General features: G+C 39.3%; 21 protein-coding genes. 15 read left to right on the top strand and 6 right to left on the bottom strand.

All coding sequences use genetic code 11. The annotated features are described in order from the left end of the window. Positions 1-318 precede the first annotated feature (318 nt). The 11 genes from rpmH to rlmC all read left to right on the top strand — a co-directional run bounded on the left by rpmH (position 319) and on the right by rlmC (position 9,692). Positions 319-453: a 50S ribosomal protein L34 gene (gene rpmH / locus INP94_RS10765; protein WP_005539760.1), complete on the top strand. Its 135-nt coding sequence runs from the start codon at positions 319-321 to the stop codon at positions 451-453. A 12-nt stretch (positions 454-465) separates the two neighbouring features. After that, the gene (gene rnpA / locus INP94_RS10760) at positions 466-834 is read left to right on the top strand and encodes a ribonuclease P protein component (protein WP_014064016.1); all 369 of its coding nucleotides are present in this window, start codon (positions 466-468) and stop codon (positions 832-834) included. Beyond that, positions 789-1,052 carry a membrane protein insertion efficiency factor YidD gene (yidD, locus tag INP94_RS10755; RefSeq protein WP_005695569.1) on the top strand — a complete coding sequence of 88 codons (264 nt, stop codon included), beginning with the start codon at positions 789-791 and terminating at the stop codon, positions 1,050-1,052. Before rnpA ends, yidD begins: the two co-directional genes overlap by 46 nt. After that, a complete protein-coding gene (gene yidC / locus INP94_RS10750; protein WP_197543626.1) occupies positions 1,052-2,680 on the top strand; it encodes a membrane protein insertase YidC in 1,629 nt (542 codons plus the stop codon). The genes yidD and yidC overlap by 1 nt, the downstream gene beginning before the upstream one ends. A 127-nt stretch (positions 2,681-2,807) precedes the next feature. Next, positions 2,808-4,166 (top strand): tRNA uridine-5-carboxymethylaminomethyl(34) synthesis GTPase MnmE, encoded by a 1,359-nt coding sequence (mnmE, locus tag INP94_RS10745; RefSeq protein WP_197543625.1) that lies wholly within the window; start codon positions 2,808-2,810, stop codon positions 4,164-4,166. Positions 4,167-4,176: 10 nt separating this feature from the next. Then, the gene (locus INP94_RS10740; RefSeq protein ID WP_197543624.1) at positions 4,177-4,734 is read left to right on the top strand and encodes a manganese efflux pump MntP; all 558 of its coding nucleotides are present in this window, start codon (positions 4,177-4,179) and stop codon (positions 4,732-4,734) included. 66 nt (positions 4,735-4,800) lie between these two features. Then, complete coding sequence (ppiD, locus tag INP94_RS10735; protein WP_197543623.1) at positions 4,801-6,678, top strand: peptidylprolyl isomerase; 1,878 nt, start codon at positions 4,801-4,803, stop codon at positions 6,676-6,678. Between the two features lie 100 nt (positions 6,679-6,778). After that, positions 6,779-7,129, top strand: a complete 351-nt coding sequence (gene hinT, locus INP94_RS10730; RefSeq protein ID WP_005695575.1) for a purine nucleoside phosphoramidase — start codon at positions 6,779-6,781, stop codon at positions 7,127-7,129. After that, positions 7,129-7,476 carry a DUF1425 domain-containing protein gene (locus tag INP94_RS10725; protein WP_005698418.1) on the top strand — a complete coding sequence of 116 codons (348 nt, stop codon included), beginning with the start codon at positions 7,129-7,131 and terminating at the stop codon, positions 7,474-7,476. The genes hinT and INP94_RS10725 overlap by 1 nt, the downstream gene beginning before the upstream one ends. A 3-nt stretch (positions 7,477-7,479) precedes the next feature. Then, complete coding sequence (gene nagZ / locus INP94_RS10720) at positions 7,480-8,523, top strand: beta-N-acetylhexosaminidase (RefSeq protein WP_197543622.1); 1,044 nt, start codon at positions 7,480-7,482, stop codon at positions 8,521-8,523. Then, positions 8,520-9,692 carry a 23S rRNA (uracil(747)-C(5))-methyltransferase RlmC gene (rlmC, locus tag INP94_RS10715; RefSeq protein ID WP_197543621.1) on the top strand — a complete coding sequence of 391 codons (1,173 nt, stop codon included), beginning with the start codon at positions 8,520-8,522 and terminating at the stop codon, positions 9,690-9,692. Before nagZ ends, rlmC begins: the two co-directional genes overlap by 4 nt. A 35-nt stretch (positions 9,693-9,727) precedes the next feature. Here the strand turns inward: rlmC and INP94_RS10710 are convergent, their stop codons facing one another. From INP94_RS10710 to INP94_RS10685, 6 genes are all read right to left on the bottom strand, one after another. Beyond that, positions 9,728-10,561 (bottom strand): metal ABC transporter permease, encoded by an 834-nt coding sequence (locus INP94_RS10710; protein WP_232087402.1) that lies wholly within the window; start codon positions 10,559-10,561, stop codon positions 9,728-9,730. Continuing rightward, the gene (locus INP94_RS10705) at positions 10,554-11,405 is read right to left on the bottom strand and encodes a metal ABC transporter permease (RefSeq protein ID WP_197543620.1); all 852 of its coding nucleotides are present in this window, start codon (positions 11,403-11,405) and stop codon (positions 10,554-10,556) included. The genes INP94_RS10710 and INP94_RS10705 overlap by 8 nt, the downstream gene beginning before the upstream one ends. Before the next feature lie 3 nt (positions 11,406-11,408). Beyond that, positions 11,409-12,305 (bottom strand): manganese/iron ABC transporter ATP-binding protein, encoded by an 897-nt coding sequence (locus tag INP94_RS10700; RefSeq protein WP_197543619.1) that lies wholly within the window; start codon positions 12,303-12,305, stop codon positions 11,409-11,411. Further along, complete coding sequence (locus tag INP94_RS10695; protein WP_111387504.1) at positions 12,305-13,186, bottom strand: metal ABC transporter substrate-binding protein; 882 nt, start codon at positions 13,184-13,186, stop codon at positions 12,305-12,307. The genes INP94_RS10700 and INP94_RS10695 overlap by 1 nt, the downstream gene beginning before the upstream one ends. A gap of 153 nt (positions 13,187-13,339) precedes the next feature. Further along, positions 13,340-14,215: a D-alanyl-D-alanine carboxypeptidase family protein gene (locus INP94_RS10690; protein WP_197543618.1), complete on the bottom strand. Its 876-nt coding sequence runs from the start codon at positions 14,213-14,215 to the stop codon at positions 13,340-13,342. A gap of 5 nt (positions 14,216-14,220) precedes the next feature. Then, a complete protein-coding gene (locus INP94_RS10685) occupies positions 14,221-14,490 on the bottom strand; it encodes a hypothetical protein (protein WP_197544308.1) in 270 nt (89 codons plus the stop codon). 27 nt (positions 14,491-14,517) lie between these two features. Here INP94_RS10685 and rlmN point away from each other — a divergent pair, with 27 nt between their 5' ends. From rlmN to ispG, 4 genes are all read left to right on the top strand, one after another. After that, positions 14,518-15,666, top strand: a complete 1,149-nt coding sequence (gene rlmN, locus INP94_RS10680) for a dual-specificity RNA methyltransferase RlmN (RefSeq protein ID WP_049363743.1) — start codon at positions 14,518-14,520, stop codon at positions 15,664-15,666. A gap of 69 nt (positions 15,667-15,735) precedes the next feature. Continuing rightward, entirely contained in the window at positions 15,736-16,278 is a 543-nt protein-coding gene (gene pilW / locus INP94_RS10675; RefSeq protein ID WP_197543617.1) for a type IV pilus biogenesis/stability protein PilW, read from the top strand. A 75-nt stretch (positions 16,279-16,353) separates the two neighbouring features. Beyond that, complete coding sequence (locus INP94_RS10670) at positions 16,354-17,382, top strand: RodZ domain-containing protein (protein ID WP_197543616.1); 1,029 nt, start codon at positions 16,354-16,356, stop codon at positions 17,380-17,382. Positions 17,383-17,400: 18 nt separating this feature from the next. After that, positions 17,401-18,507, top strand: a complete 1,107-nt coding sequence (gene ispG, locus INP94_RS10665) for a flavodoxin-dependent (E)-4-hydroxy-3-methylbut-2-enyl-diphosphate synthase (RefSeq protein ID WP_065243889.1) — start codon at positions 17,401-17,403, stop codon at positions 18,505-18,507. Positions 18,508-18,509: the final 2 nt, after the last annotated feature.

The raw sequence follows: 18,509 nt of genomic DNA, 5'->3' as shown, positions 1-18,509 counted from the left end.
GATAAATTATCCTTATGTTATATGCGTATAAAATAAAAGCCGCAAAAGTGCGGTTAAAAATCGAAGAGAATTTTACAATAATTTAGGCAAAAGATCTTCTGTTGGTCGTCAAAAAAAGACAAAAAGGTTGCTTGAGATTTTGTCCAAAATCCGTATAATCCCCACGATTTTAGAAGAAACGGAAGATTATTTCGGAATTTTCTCTTTTCTTATTTGACGAAAGCCCAATTTATGATTAAAATTGCGGTCTATTTTTTATAACCCTTGTTGTGTTTTGAATATCAAAACAGTAAACCATTTTGATTTAGGTAGATTACAATGAAACGTACATTTCAACCTTCTGTATTAAAACGTAGCCGTACTCACGGTTTCCGTGCTCGTATGGCAACTAAAAACGGCCGTCAAGTTTTAGCTCGTCGTCGTGCTAAAGGTCGTAAGAGTTTATCTGCATAATCACCGTTTTTAGTGATTAAGCTAAACTTTTCTCGGGAGTTACGATTGCTAACTCCCACTCAATTCAAAAATGTCTTCGAACAACCGTTTCGAGCAAGCACCCCTGAAATTACCATTCTCGCACGCAAAAATAATCTTGAGCATCCACGCTTAGGTTTAACTGTGGCTAAAAAACATCTTAAACGAGCGCATGATCGTAATCGTATTAAACGTTTAGTTCGTGAAAGTTTTCGTTTATCTCAACATAATTTGCCTTCTTGTGACTTTGTCTTTGTGGCGAAACGTGGCATTGGTCAGCTTGATAATCAAACGTTTTTACAAACTTTGGATAAATTATGGGCACGTCACATTCGTTTGGCACAAAAATCCTCATCGCTTTAATTAAGTTTTATCAAGTAGCGATTAGCCCTTTAATCGGGCCACGTTGTCGTTTTGTGCCAACCTGTTCTTGTTATGGTATTGAGGCGTTAAAAACACATGGATTGTTAAAAGGTAGTTGGCTTACGCTAAAACGTGTATTAAAATGTCACCCCTTAAGCGCCGGTGGATTCGATCCTGTTCCGCCGAAAAAGATTAATAATAACGATGAGAAAAAATAATGGACTCAAGACGTAGCCTATTAGTGCTTGCACTACTCTTTATTTCTTTCCTTGTTTATCAGCAATGGCAACTTGATAAAAATCCACCTGTTCAACAACAGACCACTGAACAAACAACAGCCGCCTCTTCTGATGTCCCGGCAAGTTCTTCTTCATCTGCTGAAGTAGTGGCAGATTCACAAACAAAAGGTCAAATTATCACATTAGAAAATGATGTACTCCGTTTGAAAGTGGATACATTAGGTGGTGATGTAATCAGTTCTGAACTATTAAAATATGATGCAGAATTAGGTTCAAAAGAACCTTTCGTCTTGTTAAAAGATACAAACGAGCATGTTTACATTGCACAAAGCGGTTTAATTGGTAAAAACGGGATCGATACAAAAGCAGGTCGCGCGCAATATCAAGTTACTGGCGATAATTTCAAATTAGCAGAAGGTCAAAATGAACTTTCAGTGCCATTAACATTTGAAAAAGATGGTGTGACTTATCGTAAAATCTTTGTGTTAAAACGTGATAGTTACGATGTCGGTGTTAACTTTGAAATTGTGAACCAAAGTGGTAGTGCAATTGAAGTTGAACCTTACGGCCAATTAAAACACACATTAGTTGAAAGCAGCGGTAACGTGGCAATGCCTACTTATACCGGTGGTGCGTATTCTTCTTCAGAAACCAATTACAAAAAATACAGCTTCAGCGATATGAAAGATAAAAATCTTTCTATCGATACCAAAGCAGGTTGGGTTGCTATTTTACAACACTATTTCGTATCAGCTTGGATCCCAAATCAAGATGTAAATAACCAACTTTATAGTATTACAGACAGTAAAAATAACGTTGCGTCTATTGGTTATCGTGGTCCAGTCGTTTCTATTCCAGCAGGTGCAACAGAGACTATTGCCAGCTCATTATGGACAGGTCCGAAATTACAAAACAAAATGGCTGAAGTGGCTAACCACTTAGACTTAACTGTCGATTATGGTTGGGCATGGTTCATCGCGAAACCATTATTCTGGTTATTAACTTTCATTCAAAGTATTGTATCTAACTGGGGTGTGGCAATTATTTGTGTCACCTTAGTGGTTAAAGCGATTTTATATCCGCTTACAAAAGCACAATACACTTCTATGGCGAAAATGCGTATGTTGCAACCGAAAATGCAAGAAATGCGCGAACGTTTTGGTGATGATCGCCAACGTATGAGCCAAGAAATGATGAAACTTTACAAAGAAGAAAAAGTAAATCCACTTGGTGGTTGCTTACCATTAATCCTTCAAATGCCAATTTTCATTGCATTATACTGGACGTTTATGGAAGCAGTTGAACTTCGTCATGCGCCATTCTTTGGTTGGATTCAAGATTTATCGGCACAAGACCCTTACTACATTCTCCCAATCTTAATGGGTGGATCAATGTTCTTGTTACAAAAAATGTCACCTACACCAGTTGCCGATCCAATGCAACAAAAAGTGATGAATTTCATGCCGTTGATCTTCATGTTCTTCTTCCTCTGGTTCCCGGCAGGTCTAGTACTTTACTGGTTAGTGTCTAACTTAATCACTATCGTACAACAACAAATGATCTACCGTGGTTTAGAGAAAAAAGGGTTACATACCCGTAAAAAATAACAGATAGAAGGCATCGAAAGATGCCTTTTTTCTATCATTGATTGATATATAATCACATGGGCGTATTAATGCGCCCTCTCATTTTTTTATCGCAGATAAAAGTGCGGTCAATTTTTAGTGAGTTTTTATGAAAGAAACAATCGTCGCACAAGCGACAGCACCAGGACGTGGCGGTATTGGTATTTTGCGTGTATCAGGCCCCAAAGCGGTTGAAGTTGCACAAGCAGTACTAGGTAAATGTCCTAAACCTCGAATGGCAGACTATTTACCTTTTAAAGATGCTGATGGCACAGTTTTAGATCAAGGTATTGCACTTTATTTTAAATCACCGAATTCCTTTACTGGTGAAGATGTATTGGAATTGCAAGGTCATGGCGGACAAGTGGTATTAGATTTGTTGCTAAAACGAATTTTACAACTTGATGGTGTTCGTCTTGCACGTCCAGGTGAATTTTCTGAACAAGCTTTTTTAAACGATAAATTAGATTTAGCTCAAGCAGAAGCCATTGCCGATTTGATTGATGCGACTTCGGAGCAAGCCGCTCGTTCTGCATTAAAATCATTACAAGGTGAATTTTCTAATAAAGTGAATCAGTTAGTAGATTCTGTGATTTATCTTCGTACTTATGTGGAAGCCTCGATTGATTTTCCCGATGAAGAAATTGACTTTTTGGCAGACGGTAAAATCGAAGCAAAATTACGAGAAATTATCAATCAACTTGATTTAGTCCGTAGCGAAGCAAAACAAGGCTCGATTTTACGTGAAGGGATGAAAGTGGTGATTGCCGGTCGTCCAAATGCAGGTAAATCTAGTTTGCTGAATGCTTTAGCGGGCAGAGAAGCGGCCATTGTGACAGATATTGCAGGAACAACGCGTGATGTATTGCGTGAGCATATTCATATTGATGGCATGCCTTTACATATTATTGATACCGCAGGGCTTCGTGAAGCGACAGATGAAGTTGAACGTATCGGGATCTCGCGTGCTTGGACTGAAATTGAGCAAGCCGATCGTATTATTTTAATGTTAGATAGCAGCGATCCTGATAGCCAAAATATTGAAAAAGTGCGGTCAGAATTTTTATCAAAATTGCCAAATAATATGCCGGTAACCATTGTTCGCAATAAAGTAGATTTAAGCGGCGAGGCAGTTGGAATAAAAGAAGAAAATGGAACAACAACCGTTTGTTTATCTGCTCAAACACATCAGGGTGTAGATTTGTTGCGAGAGCATTTAAAACAGGCAATGGGCTTCCAAACCGGGATGGAGGGCGGTTTCTTAGCACGCCGTCGCCATCTTGATGCCTTAGAAAAAGCGGCCGAACATTTGCAAATTGGGTTAGTCCAATTAACTGAGTTTCATGCAGGTGAATTATTGGCTGAAGAACTTCGTTTAGTTCAAGCTAACCTGAGTGAAATTACGGGGCAATTTACTTCGGATGATTTACTCGGCAATATTTTCAGTTCTTTCTGTATTGGAAAATAAACTTTAGTTTATGACTTTTCATATGTTGTGGGTCATTGCTCTTGGTCTTTCGATGGATGCCTTTGCAGTTTCCATCTCAAAAGGCTTAGCAATGCGAGCTTTTCGATGGCAACAAGCATTAGCTATTGCATGCTGCTTTGGGTTATTCCAAGGCATCATGCCGGCAATCGGCTATGTTGTCGGGCTACAATTTAGTCAGATGATTCAAAATTGGGATCATTGGATTGCCTTTGTTTTGCTCGCTCTCATCGGTGTGAATATGATTCGAGAAGGACTTAGCTCGGATGATGAACCCGCTCCCTCATTGATTAGTTTAAAACACTTGCTAACACTTGGTGTGGCAATGAGTATTGATGCGTTAGCCATCGGTGTCTCTTTTGCTTTTCTTTCCGTGGATATTTTATTGGCCGTCTTCATCATCGGTTTAACAACCTTTGTCATCTCTTTTATTGGTGTAAAGAGCGGTCATTTTTTAGGGAAAAAATTCAAAAGCAAAGCAGAAATTTTTGGCGGTTTAGTGTTACTCGTTATGGCTATAAAAATCCTACACGAACACGGTGTTTTTTAAGTGCGAATTTTCGCCTTTTAGATTATAATCTCATGAACTTTGTCTTTTTAAAAGGGTAATAATTGAATGTTAATTGAAAAAATGCATGGCATCGCCCATAGCTTTATCGGAAAAGCGATCTTTGCTTTACTTCCAGTTTCATTTTTAGTTGGTGGGATGTCAGGTTATTTGTATGGCGGCAGTGAGAGTTTTGCCGCAAAAGTAAATGGCGAGACCATCTCTCAACAAGATTTCTTAAATCGTTATAACCAAGAGTTTGAAGCGCGAGCTCAACAAGAAGGCGAGAGTTTCTTAGCGAAAACTGACTCTGTGGAATTTGTGACTGCACTTCGTCAAAATTTAATTCAACGTTTGGTGGATCAAGAATTAATCCGTCAATATGCGAAAGAATTAAAATTAGGTGTCAGTGATGAGATGATCAAACGTGCGATTGTGAGCGATCCTAACTTACAATCTAACGGTAAATTTGATAACGCGCGTTATCAACAATTATTGGCTCAAAATGGTTTAACATCCGATACTTATGCGGCTATTTTACGTAATGCATTAACACTTGAACAAATGCAAAATGGTTTGGCAGACAGTGAATTTGTTGTACCAGCCCAAGTAAAAGATAACGCACAAGTCTTTTTCCAAAAACGTATCGCTCGTCTTGCAACACTTCCATTAGCTGATGAAATTGCAAAACAAAAAGTAACGGACGAAGAAATTAAAGCGTATTACGATGCGAATGCGAAATCACTTGTTCAACCTGAACAAGCGAAAGTGCAATATATTAGCGTTTCAGCAAATGCATTAGGTAAATTACAACCTGTAACAGAAACTCAAATTGCGCAATATTATCAAGAAAATAAAGCGCAATTCATTAGCCAAAAATTAGCACATATTCAATTATCAACTGAGAAAGAAGCGGATGCCGTTTATCAAGAATTGCAAAAGGGCGCTGATTTTGCTGAGTTAGCAAAATCAAAATCTCTAGATAAACTTTCTGGTGCTCAAGGCGGTGAACTAGGTTGGGTAAAAGACAACGAATTACCGAAAAACTTTGAAGATGCAGCATTATTATTAAATGTAGGCCAATACAGCACACCGGTTAATGTGGATGGGGCTTACCATATTATTTTAGTACAAGATCGTAAAGAACGTACTTTAGAAGAAGTGAAAGAACAAATCGCAGAGACTGTACGTAAAAACTTAGCAGAAAGCCGTTTCCAAGCGGTAGAAAAAGCGGTTCGTGAAAAAGCAGCAGAAAGTAGTGATTCTTTAGCTGCGGTAGCTGAAGCTGCTGGTGTGAAAATGGAAGAAACGGATTACTTTGGTAAAAATAATGTCCCTGCGGCATTAAATTTCCCAAATGTGACTTCTGCTATTTTTGAATCTGATATTGCAAACGGCGGTGCAAATTCTGAGCCATTAACGGTAGGTGAAAATGAATTTGTAGTGGTACGTGTCGTAGATCACAAAGATGAAGGTTTACAAAGCCTTGATGAAGCAAAATCAACGATTGAGCAATTCTTAAAACGTGAAAAAGCCGATAAAGTATTAGCTGAAAAAGCAGAGCAAGCGGTTAAAGCACTATCAACTGATCCTACCAAATTACCAGCAGGTATTAGTTTTAGTGAACCACAAACCTTTACATTAATGGATAATAAAGATCCAATGCTTTATGAAGGTATATTTGCTATTGCTAAACCACAAGATGGTAAGGTAGCTTATCAAGTTGCTCGCAACAGCAAAGGTGACGTAGTTGTGGTTGCTCTTGAACGTGTAGAAGAACCTACTTTAACTGAGCAAGAATTAGCGAAATTTAGCACTCAACTTCTTCTTGCACGTCAAGGTGAATTGCAAGGACAGTTAATGCAAGCATTACGTGAAAAAGCACAAATTGAGATTAATAATACCTTTATTAATCAAGATGATTCAGAAGAAGGTGCGGCTCACTAAGCCGATTGAAATGTCATTCATCATCAATTTCTGATGGAAAATAAAAGCAAAGTGCGGTAAATTTTGACCGCACTTTTTTATATAAAACAAGGAGAAGACTATGGCTCAAGAAACCATTTTCAGCAAAATTATTCGCAAAGAAATCCCTGCCAATATTGTTTATCAAGATGAATTAGTGACCGCATTCCGAGATATTTCACCGCAAGCGAAAACCCATATTTTGATTATCCCAAATAAAGTCATTCCAACGGTTAATGATGTGACAGAACAAGATGAAGTTACTTTGGGTCGCTTATTTACTGTCGCGGCTAAAATTGCTAAAGAAGAAGGCATTGCCGAAGATGGTTATCGTTTAATTGTGAACTGTAATAAACACGGTGGACAAGAAGTATTCCATATTCATATGCATCTTGTTGGTGGTGAACCTTTAGGTAGAATGTTGGCGAAATAATGAAAAAGATCCTCATTACAGCAACGGTATTATTTTTAACGGCTTGTTCATCTGCACCAAATATTGTGGGAACCAATAAGCCAATTTTAAATATGGCGGCAAATTTAGCACCCGCTTTAGATGTTGATTTGTCTGATAATACGGCAGCTTTAAAAAATAAAACCACGCAACAACTCAATGTGCTTTACCATCTTTATTGGTATAACACACAAGGTGTGACACAGGTTTGGCCGAATCAGCAAGAAAGCCAATCAGGCAATATTTTATTGCAACCACAAGAAAAGAAAGTGTTTGAACTACCAAAACCAAGCACAGAAAGTACTAATTATCGTCTTTATTTACAATAGTTTATGTCCACACTATTAATTGACCTTGAAGGTCATGAGCTCAAACAAGAAGAAGTTGAATTACTGGAACATCCTTTAGTTGCTGGTTTGATTTTATTTACCCGCAATTTTTATGATCGTCAGCAAGTTCAAGCGCTAATTAAATCCATTCGTCAACGAGTGAAAAAGCCTTTATTGATTACGGTCGATCAAGAAGGTGGTCGCGTGCAACGTTTCCGTGAAGGTTTCACTCAGCTCCCCGCGATGCAAGCTTTTGCGGCATTAGTTAAGGATTCAACTCAGCAACAACAAATAGCAAAAGAAGCGGGCTGGCAAATGGCGGCTGAAATGGTGGCGCTAGATATTGATTTGAGTTTTGCTCCCGTGTTGGATTTAGGGCATGAATGTCGTGCGATTGGCGATCGTAGTTTTGGCTGTGATGTAAAAAGTGCGGTCAATTTGGCGGCGGCTTTTATTGATGGTATGCACCAAGCAGGCATGGCAACAACAGGAAAACATTTCCCAGGACACGGCCATGTTTTAGCCGATTCTCATCTTGAAACCCCTTATGATGAGCGAGCAAAAGAAGTGATTTTTAATCATGATATTTTGCCATTTCAGCAATTAATTCAACAAAGTAAGCTTGATGCGATTATGCCGGCTCACGTTATTTATACGCAATGTGATAGCCAGCCAGCAAGCGGTTCGCGTTATTGGTTAAAAGAAATTTTGCGTAAACAGTTGGGTTTCCAAGGGGCGATTTTCTCTGATGATTTAGGCATGAAGGGAGCTGGTTTTATGGGAGATTTTGTGGCCCGTAGTGAAAAAGCCTTGAATGCTGGTTGTGACTTATTATTGCTTTGTAATGAACGTGAAGGTGTTATTCAAGTGCTTGATAATCTCAAGTTAGAGGAAACAACGGAGCATTTTGCAGCACGCCAAGATCGCTTGAAATCGCTCTTTAAACAAAAATCCTTTGATTGGTCAGAACTCACAAAAACTTCGCGTTGGATTGAAAATCATCAAAAACTGACCGCACTTCAACAAGAGTGGCTTGCTTCTAAATGATTGATTGCCATCATTATCAAAAAGGCGATTGCCGTTCTTGTCAATGGCTTGAAATGCCTTATGAACAGCAACTCGCCAAGAAAGAAGAGCATCTTAAACAACAACTTGCCAAATTAGATTGTGATAATTTAATTTGGCATCCGCCTTTTTATTCCTCCGAGTATGCCTTTCGTAATAAAGCGAAAATGGTGGTAAGTGGCGCGGTGGAACGTCCTATTTTAGGTATTTTACAAGACCCGAATGATCCACAAAGTGCGGTGGATTTATGTGATTGCCCGCTTTATCCGCAACGCTTTGTAGAGCTATTCCCAATTCTAAAAGATTTTATTGGGCGCGCGGGTTTAGTCCCTTATAACGTGGCTAAGCAAAAAGGTGAGCTCAAATATATTCTGCTCACAGAAAGCCAACATACAAAAAAATTGATGTTGCGTTTTGTATTGCGTTCAGAAACTAAATTGCCGTTAATTCAACGTGAGTTTACAGGGTTATTGGAAAAATTACCACAACTTGAAGTGGTGAGTGTGAATATCCAACCTCAACACGCTGCGATCTTAGAAGGTGAGAAAGAAATCTTTTTGACGGATCAACATACTTTATCGGAAAGTTTTAATGGTATTCCGTTGTTTATTCGTCCTCAAGGTTTCTTCCAAACAAATCCACTTGTAGCGCAAGGATTATATGCAACAGCACAAGATTGGGTACAAGATTTGCCGATTACTAAACTTTGGGATCTCTTTTGTGGCGTTGGAGGCTTTGGACTTCATTGTGCTAAAGCTTTGCAGGATAAACATCAACAAGAAGTGGAATTAACGGGAATTGAAATTTCGCCATCCGCTATCCAAGCGGCGGCTCAATCCGCTCAAGTGTTAGGGCTAAGTAACGTTAAATTTCAATCTTTGGATGCCGCTAATTTTGCTTTAGCACAAGATGAAAATAAACCGGATTTGGTGATCGTCAACCCGCCTCGTCGAGGTATCGGAAAGGAACTAGCTGAATTTCTCAATGAAATGCAACCGCACTTTATTCTTTATTCCAGCTGTAATGCTATTTCCATGGGAAAAGATTTGCAGCATCTAATCAATTATAAACTTACTCAAATTCAATTATTTGATATGTTCCCGCATACAGCGCATTATGAAGCGCTGACATTGTTGGAGCTCAATCCTTAATAAAAAAAGCTAACATCTCTGTTAGCTTTTTTTATTTAGAAATTTAACCGCACTTTTATTTTGCTATAAATTAGCGCAATCAAGAAAAATACGGCCTGTAATAAAATAATGCATGCACCAGTGGATGCATCAAAATGATAGCTAAGTAGCACGCCTAATAGACTTGCAGTTACAGCGCTGATGATTGCGATAACCAGCATTTTATCGAAGCGATTTGTTAGGGTTAGCGCAGTGATCCCTGGTGCAATGAGCATCGCTACAACCAAAATAACTCCAACGACTTGCATTGTACTCACAATGGTGAGTGCGAGTAATGTGAGCAAGCCATAATGCAATAATTTAGGCGAAAGACCTGCAACACGGGCATGGCTCGGATCAAAGCAGTAAAGAAGGAAATCACGACGCTTTAATCCAAGCAAAATAAAAATGATCAAGGCGATGATAGCCGTTTGAATCAGCTCTTGTCGGCTTACACCCAGTACGTTACCGAATAAGATGTGTGTGAGATGTTGTGAGGTTTGGATTTTAGTGAACAGCACTAAACCAATGGCAAACATTCCCGAAAATACAATCCCCATCGCGGTATCTTCTTTGATACGACTGTTTTCTTTTAAATAACCTACCCCTAAGGCGCAGGCAATACCTGAGACAAAGGCGCCAAGCACTAATGGAATACCCGCTAGAAAAGCTAATACAATGCCAGGTAGGACAGCATGAGAAATGGCATCCCCCATCAATGACCATCCTTTCAACACCAAATAGCAAGAGAGTAGTGCACAGATGACGGCAACCACTAATGCCGTGAGTAGCGCATTTTGCATGAAGGCAAATTGAAATGGCTCAACGAAAATGGCGAACATCTCAGTCATAATCCACCACCTTACGTCGTTTTTGACTGATTAATCCGTATTTGGGTGAGAATAGAAAAGCCAATAAAAATAACAAGGTTTGTAATGTTACGATGACACCACCTGTTGCGCCATCCAGATAATAGCTTAAATAGACACCGACGAAACCAGTGATTGCGCCTAATGCTACGGCAATTTTGATAAGAGTTTTGAACTTGTCAGTAAGTAAATAGGCGGTTGCGCCTGGTGTGATTACCATCGCAATCACTAAAATCGCCCCGACAGTTTGTAATGCCGCAACGACACAAGCACTCAAGAGTGTAAAAAAGAGAACTTTGTAAAACAGTGGTGAAAGTCCAACTGTAATTGCTTGTGTTTCATCAAAGAAAATCAGTAACAGATCCTTCCAAAAAATAAGCAATAAGACCAAGCAAATCAACATAATGATGGCTACTTGATAAATATCTTCATCGGCAATCCCGAGGATATTACCGAGAATAATATTTTGCACGTTTATTGAGGTTGGATTAAGGGAAATAATTAACAATCCCAAAGCAAAAAAGGTACTGAAAATAAACCCGATAACGGCATCTTCTTTGAGTTTAGAAATAGATTTGATCCATAAAATGGAAAGTGCGGCCAAAATGCCGGCAAAAAAAGCACCTAAAGCATAGGGGAGTGAAAAGGCATAAGCTATCGCTACACCAGGTACCACGGAATGAGAAAGCGCATCACCAATTAATGACCAACCTTTCAACATTAAATAGGCAGAAAGGAAGGCACAAATGCCGCCGACTGCAGCACTTATCGACATGGCTTTTTGCATATATTCATAGGAGAAAGGTTCCAGTAAATATTCAAGCATAGCTTATTCCTTGTCAGACGGAGGCAGACGACAAGATTTTACAGCCGTTGCTGGCGGATCATTTTTGGTTTCGCCATAGAAGATAACCGGGCGTTCATCATCGGTAAGCACGGTGACAGCACGTTTATCTTCATCATTATGCAGATCTTCACCCAATAATTTGATGTGTCGTAATACACCACCAAAGACTTTTTCCAAATTATGCTGATTAAATGTATCTTCCGTTTTACCAGCGGCAATCACAGTACGGTTAATCATCACCACTTGATCACAGAAATCGGGTACAGAGCCTAAGTTATGAGTAGAAACTAAAATTAAATGGCCTTCAGAACGTAATTGGCGAAGGAGTTCCACAATGGCATTTTCGGTTTTAACATCCACACCTGTAAAAGGTTCATCGAGCAAGATAATTTTACTTTGTTGTGCTAATGCACGAGCCAAAAATACGCGTTTTTTCTGCCCACCAGAAAGCTCGCCGATTTGCCGTTCAGCTAAATGCTCAATGTTTACCCGCTGCATCGCTTCTAGCACTTTTTGTTTGTCTTCAGCCTTTGGAATGCGTAGGAAATTCATGTAGCCGTAACGCCCCATCATGACAACATCATAAACGGAGACTGGAAATTGCCAATCGACTTCTTCCGCTTGCGGCACATAGGCAACCAAATTTTGTTTCAATGCTCGATTAATTGGTAAACCACAAAGCGCAATATTGCCTTGCTGTGGCTTGATTAAGCCCATGATGCTTTTGAATAGCGTTGATTTTCCGCTCCCATTTACGCCGACAAGAGCACAGATTGTCCCCCCTTGTAATGCAAAGGCAACATCATAAATTGCAGTGTGCCCGTTGTTGTAACGCACGGTTACATCATTAACGGAAATAGAAGCGGAAAGTTCAGTCATTATTTTTCAAATCCTTTGACTATGGTGGATACAGTGACATTCAGTAAGTCAATATAAGTTGGTACAGGACCGTCAGCGGCAGAAAGAGAATCGACATAAAGTACGCCGCCGTACTTAGCACCGCTTTCTTTCGCTACCTGTTGAGCAGGTTTGGCTGACACGGTACTTTCACTAAATACCACTGGAATGTGATTTTTTTTCACTAAATCGATAAGTTTACGCACTTGTTGAGGCGTACCTTGTTGTTCAGCGTTAATTGGCCATAAATAGCCTTCTTTGAGATCGTAATCTTTCGCTAAATAACTAAAAGCGCCTTCACTGGTGACTAACCAACGTTGGTCAGCAGGAATTTGTGCGAGTTTTTCACGTAAAGGTTTATCGAGTTGTTTAATTTTTTCTGCATACGCCGCTGCATTTTTTTGATAAGTATCAGCATTTTGCGGATCGTATTTAACTAATGCATTTTTAATATTTTCGACATAAATCAACGCATTAGATGGCGACATCCAAGCGTGTGGGTTAGGGGCATCTTTATAAGGACCTTCATAAATAGAAAGTGGCGTGATGCCTTCGGTTACCACAACGGCTGGTTTATCTTTGATATTTTGGAAGAAACGCTCAAACCAACGCTCTAAATTTAATCCGTTCCATAAAATTAAATCAGCAGATTGAGCTTTTACAATATCTTTAGGGGTCGGTTCATACTCGTGAATTTCTGCACCAGGTTTGGTGATAGATTCCACCGTCGCGGCATCGCCCGCAACATTTTGTGCGATATCCTGAATCACAGTAAATGTGGTCACCACTTTAAATTTCGCTTCGGCTTGTAAAGCTGCTAAACCTAGAGCGATAACAGATAGGCTTTTAAATAAATGCTTCATGAGATGTCCTTAAAAATAATGATTGATTAGCATTCTGCAGAATAATATCATTTTTTATAAGGTTTTCAAGTGAAAATAATTATCAAATCGATAGGTGATTAAAATTAAAAAGCGGAAAATTTTGTGCAAAATTGACCGCTCTTTTTGAAATGATTAACCACCAACTTGTTGGATTAGGCGATCCATACCCGCTTCATCATAGCCTTCTTCATATTGGGCTTCATCAACGGTAAAGTTGTGCATGCTACGTCCTGCGATACAACCGTATTGTTCTAATTTTCCTTTAGTAAAGTTAGTACGAAACGCAGATGAATGGTTATTTAAACTGATCACCCCAATGGTCGCGCGATTACATGGATTTTTATTCACAAAGACTAAATTATAGCCAGATTCGCGAATGTAACCGGTTTTATTAATTGCTGCATCAAACACTTCTTCACGCACTAATTTATTGGTGTTTTTAACAAAAACACTGCGTCCGCCTGCTTGAATGAAAGCACTTGGCATATTCGAGATGTTTTTGATTTGTGCTTTGTTAAGAGAGTATTTAGCCAATTTAACCAGATCCATCACACTTGAAATGTTACTGTCAGATAAACCTGAGCTATCTGAAAAGCGGGTAGAGCGCATACCTAATTCTCTCGCTTTCTCATTCATTTTTTGGATAAATTGCAAACGACTCATGCCCGCAGAGCGAGAAAGGGCATGAGCAGCATAGTTGTCAGAATGGACAAGCATCGCTTTTAATAATTCATTACAAGAAATCGGCGTGTATTTTGGTAATTTTGTATGTGTGCCTTTAATGTAATCGTAATCGTCGTCAGTAATCGATGCAGTACAATTTGCGTTTCGATTATTTTCAAGAAACACATTTGCAGTCATTAACTTGGTGACGGATGCGATAGGTTGAACGTGATTCGGTGAGCTACTTTCGAGCACGCGATCATGGGTGAAATCATACACGACATAAGATTGTGCTGTTGCCATTGCTGGCACTAAACACAATACAGAAAGCACTTTTTTTAACATATCTTTTAATATAGCCAACTTAGAGAATAAAACAAAGCTTGTATTCTATCAGTTTTTGTAAGGGTTTGGGATGTGTGAAAGAGAAAAAATTTAAAGTTTTTTAACCGCACTTTTTTCTTTTGTTTTTTTGATTTTTGCGATAGCGATCGCAAAGAAGTGCGGTCAAATTTTTCTTTGTTTTTCAAATCTGCTAGCTTATCCGTCGGTAAATCTGTAAAATCTCGGCTCATTTTTAATATGCGAATTTTTTGTTGCTCAATTCTGAGTAACATCATCGCCGTAATGTGTAATAACGAGGCTTTATGTTAGAACAACCCCTTTCATCCGAAACGAATACAAAAAAGATTAACTTAATGGATTTAACGCGTCAGCAGATGCGTGAGTTTTTTGCTGAATTAGGCGAGAAACCATTTCGTGCGGATCAATTAGTAAAATGGATTTATCATTTTGGCGAAGATAACTTCGACAATATGACCAATATTAATAAAAAATTACGAGAAAAATTAAAAGCGGTCGCGGAAATTAAAGCGCCAGAAGTAGCGGTTGAACAACGCTCTGCGGATGGCACCATTAAATGGGCGATGCAGGTAGGTGAACAGCAAGTTGAAACGGTCTATATTCCTGAAGCAGATCGTGCGACACTTTGTGTCTCTTCTCAAGTAGGCTGTGCCTTAGCTTGTACCTTCTGTTCAACAGCACAACAAGGCTTTAACCGTAATTTAACGGTGTCTGAAATTATTGGTCAGGTTTGGCGTGCATCAAAAATTATTGGTAATTTTGGTGTGACGGGTGTTCGTCCGATTACCAATGTGGTGATGATGGGCATGGGTGAGCCATTACTGAATGTTGCCAATGTTGTACCTGCGATGGAAATTATGCTAGATGATTTCGCGTATGGATTATCTAAACGACGCGTGACGTTATCCACTTCAGGTGTTGTGCCAGCGCTCGATATGTTACGTGATAAGATTGATGTAGCATTAGCGATTTCACTTCACGCACCGAACGATGAATTGCGTGATGAAATTATGCCGATCAATAAAAAATATAACATCAAAATGTTGATGGATTCGGTACACAGATACTTAGAAGTATCAAATGCTAACCATGGTAAAGTGACTATTGAATATGTGTTATTAGATCATGTGAATGATGGTACAGAGCATGCGCATCAATTAGCTCAAGTATTAAAAAATACGCCATGTAAAATCAACTTAATCCCATGGAATCCGTTCCCGGAGGCGCCTTATGGTAAAAGCTCAAATAGCCGTGTCGATCGTTTCCAAAAAACCTTAATGGAATACGGCTTTACTGTTATTGTGCGCAAAACCCGTGGTGATGATATTGATGCCGCTTGTGGTCAGTTGGCGGGCGATGTAATCGACCGAACCAAACGTACAGCAATGAAGCGTAAGTTTGGCGAAGGTATTGACGTAAAAGCTGTTAACTAAGCTAAACATAGCAATACTTGTAAAGGGAAAATGGCCTGGAGAAGAGTGATAAGATAGAGGAGTGATAAGATGAAATTAATCCCAATTAACATTCTAAGTGCGGTCATTTTTCCTTTTGTTTTTTCTGCTTGCGTTTCTCAATCTTCAGTCGATTTTAATAAACAACAAGCAGCCAAAGCGCGCGTTGAGTTGGCATTAGGCTATCTGCAACAAGAGGATTTTGTTCAAGCAAAACTGAATTTAGATAAAGCCTTTGAACATGATGAACGCTATTATCTTGTGCACTCGGCACTTGCGCATTTTTATCAATTACAAGGAGATACGGAAAAAGCGAAGCAAGCTTATTTACAGTCGATTAAATTAGACGATAAGCAAGGTGATGTGTATAACAACTTTGGTGCATTTTTATGTGGGCAAGGTGAGTTTGAACAAGCTTATTCACAATTTAATGCGGCACTTGCAGCACCGAATTATTATCATCAAGCTGATACTTACGAAAACATAGCACTTTGTGCTTTTGCTGGAAAACAAACCGACGTTTATCAACAAGCGTTGGATAAATTACGCCAAGTTGATCCTTCTAGAGCAGAAAAGCTCCACACGCTCAAATAATCATTGCCAAAAGCCCCTTTCGACTTTAAAATTTGGTATTTAGTTTTTTATTTCTATTTCTCTATTTTTATACCTATGAATACAATCGTCGAACAAACTGAAACAACTAAAATCTCCTTTGGGGATAAACTTCGCCAAACACGCGAAGCATTAAATCTTTCTTTAGAAGATGTGGCAAAAGCCATTTCTTTACGTCCAAACATTTTGGCAAAATTAGAAAATAATGAATTTGTCCAAAAAGATGTACCATCAACCTTTTTGAGAGGTTACGTTCGCAGTTATGCGAAATTTTTACGTATTCCTGATGCTGAATGGGCTCATTTAACTTTTGGTGAAGCACATAAAAATGATTTAAGTAAAAATACACGTGCGACGCGTTCAGTTAACCAATATTCTTCTCACAGCCGTTGGGTAGGCACACTCACAACAATTATTTTACTCGCTGCTGTTGGAATGACTGGCTTATGGTGGTGGCAAAATTATCAAAAATCAAACGAAGAACGTGATAATTTAGTGCAAACCTACGTTGAAAAAGAAAAAACAGCAGAGCTACCGGCTACTCATTCGAATGAAATTCCAGTAACAGTAAATAGTCAGCCTGCGGTGTCAAGCAATGAAACTACGTCTGTAGCGGAAAAAACAAATAATGCTGCTGAACCCGCTGTTTCAACGACTCAAGAAAATCAAGCTCAAACAGGAAACACAGAAGTTTCAACCTCAGCAACTTCAGCACCTACCGTTGAACAAGCGCAAGCACCTGTTGTGGAACAAACGTTACCTAACACAGAACCAACAACAGAGAAAACCGTGCCAGATACACAAAGTGCGGTTGAAAACCCCGCTATTTCTGAAGCACCAACTACAGTGAAAGGCGATCTCGTTATTGAGATCACGAAAAATTCAAGCTGGATTAGTGTAAAAGACAAAAACCGTAAAGTATTAGCGCAAAAAGAATATAAACAAGGTGAAACCTTAACCTTTAATGGTGATGAATATGCCTTGATTATCGGTGCGCCAGGTAACGTTCGCATTACTTATAAAGGCGAAGCGTATCCGCTTACAGTTGATGGCCGTGTGGCTAAATTTAAATTACCAAAACCTTAACGAATAATTTACGAAAGAATGTCAGCAGTAAAACCTACTATCAAACGTCGTGAATCGACAAAAATTTATGTGGGCAATGTACCAATCGGTGGTGATGCACCGATTGCCGTACAATCCATGACAAATACTCGCACAACTGATGTTGAAGCGACCGTTGCACAGATTAAATCTTTGGAGCGTGTCGGTGCAGATATTGTGCGTGTTTCTGTACCTACCATGGATGCCGCCGAAGCCTTTAAAATCATTAAACAGCAAGTGAATGTGCCATTAGTGGCGGATATTCATTTTGACTATCGCATTGCGTTAAAAGTGGCTGAATATGGGGTGGATTGCTTACGTATTAATCCAGGCAATATCGGTCGTGAAGATCGTATTCGAGCAGTGGTGGATTGCGCGCGTGATAAAAATATCCCGATTCGCATCGGTGTCAATGCTGGCTCATTAGAAAAAGATATTCAAGAGAAATATGGTGAACCAACACCAGAAGCCTTGTTAGAATCAGCGTTACGCCACGTTGAGATCTTGGATCGTTTAAACTTCGATCAATTTAAAGTGAGCGTAAAAGCATCAGATGTCTTCCTTGCGGTGGAATCTTACCGTTTATTGGCAAAAGCCATTAAACAGCCGTTGCATTTAGGCATTACGGAAGCCGGTGGCGCGCGAGCGGGCTCAGTGAAATCTGCAATTGGTTTAGGTATGCTGTTGGCGGAAGGTATTGGTGATACCTTACGTGTCTCTTTAGCCGCCGATCCTGTAGAAGAAATCAAAGTTGGTTTTGATATTTTGAAATCGTTACGTATTCGTTCTCGCGGGATTAACTTTATTGCTTGTCCAACTTGCTCTCGTCAAGAGTTTGATGTGATCGGCACGGTGAATGCACTGGAACAACGTTTAGAAGATATTATTACCCCAATGGATGTGTCTATTATTGGTTGTGTGGTAAATGGCCCAGGTGAAGCATTAGTGTCTGATCTTGGCGTGACCGGTGGTAATAAGAAAAGTGGCTATTATTTAGATGGCGAGCGTCAAAAAGAACGTTTTGATAACGATGCGATTATTGACCAATTAGAAGCTAAAATTCGTGCGAAAGTTGCACAACAAGATCCAAAAAATCGAATTATTTAAGG

It is taken from the genome of Haemophilus parainfluenzae (assembly GCF_014931395.1).
Taxonomy (GTDB): Bacteria; Pseudomonadota; Gammaproteobacteria; order Enterobacterales; family Pasteurellaceae; genus Haemophilus_D.
Note: the sequence above shows the minus strand (reverse complement) of the source record. Positions and strands in the feature narration are given on the sequence as shown.

What these genes read in the sequence shown, in the direction of transcription:
- rpmH (WP_005539760.1), top strand. Translation starts at nt 319, where the DNA reads ATGAAACGTACATTTCAACCTTCTGTATTAAAACGTAGCCGTACTCAC.
- yidD (WP_005695569.1), top strand. Translation starts at nt 789, where the DNA reads ATGGGCACGTCACATTCGTTTGGCACAAAAATCCTCATCGCTTTAATT.
- yidC (WP_197543626.1), top strand. Translation starts at nt 1,052, where the DNA reads ATGGACTCAAGACGTAGCCTATTAGTGCTTGCACTACTCTTTATTTCT.
- mnmE (WP_197543625.1), top strand. Translation starts at nt 2,808, where the DNA reads ATGAAAGAAACAATCGTCGCACAAGCGACAGCACCAGGACGTGGCGGT.
- INP94_RS10740 (WP_197543624.1), top strand. Translation starts at nt 4,177, where the DNA reads ATGACTTTTCATATGTTGTGGGTCATTGCTCTTGGTCTTTCGATGGAT.
- ppiD (WP_197543623.1), top strand. Translation starts at nt 4,801, where the DNA reads ATGTTAATTGAAAAAATGCATGGCATCGCCCATAGCTTTATCGGAAAA.
- hinT (WP_005695575.1), top strand. Translation starts at nt 6,779, where the DNA reads ATGGCTCAAGAAACCATTTTCAGCAAAATTATTCGCAAAGAAATCCCT.
- INP94_RS10725 (WP_005698418.1), top strand. Translation starts at nt 7,129, where the DNA reads ATGAAAAAGATCCTCATTACAGCAACGGTATTATTTTTAACGGCTTGT.
- nagZ (WP_197543622.1), top strand. Translation starts at nt 7,480, where the DNA reads ATGTCCACACTATTAATTGACCTTGAAGGTCATGAGCTCAAACAAGAA.
- rlmC (WP_197543621.1), top strand. Translation starts at nt 8,520, where the DNA reads ATGATTGATTGCCATCATTATCAAAAAGGCGATTGCCGTTCTTGTCAA.
- INP94_RS10710 (WP_232087402.1), bottom strand. Translation starts at nt 10,561, where the DNA reads ATGACTGAGATGTTCGCCATTTTCGTTGAGCCATTTCAATTTGCCTTC.
- INP94_RS10705 (WP_197543620.1), bottom strand. Translation starts at nt 11,405, where the DNA reads ATGCTTGAATATTTACTGGAACCTTTCTCCTATGAATATATGCAAAAA.
- INP94_RS10700 (WP_197543619.1), bottom strand. Translation starts at nt 12,305, where the DNA reads ATGACTGAACTTTCCGCTTCTATTTCCGTTAATGATGTAACCGTGCGT.
- INP94_RS10695 (WP_111387504.1), bottom strand. Translation starts at nt 13,186, where the DNA reads ATGAAGCATTTATTTAAAAGCCTATCTGTTATCGCTCTAGGTTTAGCA.
- INP94_RS10690 (WP_197543618.1), bottom strand. Translation starts at nt 14,215, where the DNA reads ATGTTAAAAAAAGTGCTTTCTGTATTGTGTTTAGTGCCAGCAATGGCA.
- INP94_RS10685 (WP_197544308.1), bottom strand. Translation starts at nt 14,490, where the DNA reads ATGATGTTACTCAGAATTGAGCAACAAAAAATTCGCATATTAAAAATG.
- rlmN (WP_049363743.1), top strand. Translation starts at nt 14,518, where the DNA reads ATGTTAGAACAACCCCTTTCATCCGAAACGAATACAAAAAAGATTAAC.
- pilW (WP_197543617.1), top strand. Translation starts at nt 15,736, where the DNA reads ATGAAATTAATCCCAATTAACATTCTAAGTGCGGTCATTTTTCCTTTT.
- INP94_RS10670 (WP_197543616.1), top strand. Translation starts at nt 16,354, where the DNA reads ATGAATACAATCGTCGAACAAACTGAAACAACTAAAATCTCCTTTGGG.
- ispG (WP_065243889.1), top strand. Translation starts at nt 17,401, where the DNA reads ATGTCAGCAGTAAAACCTACTATCAAACGTCGTGAATCGACAAAAATT.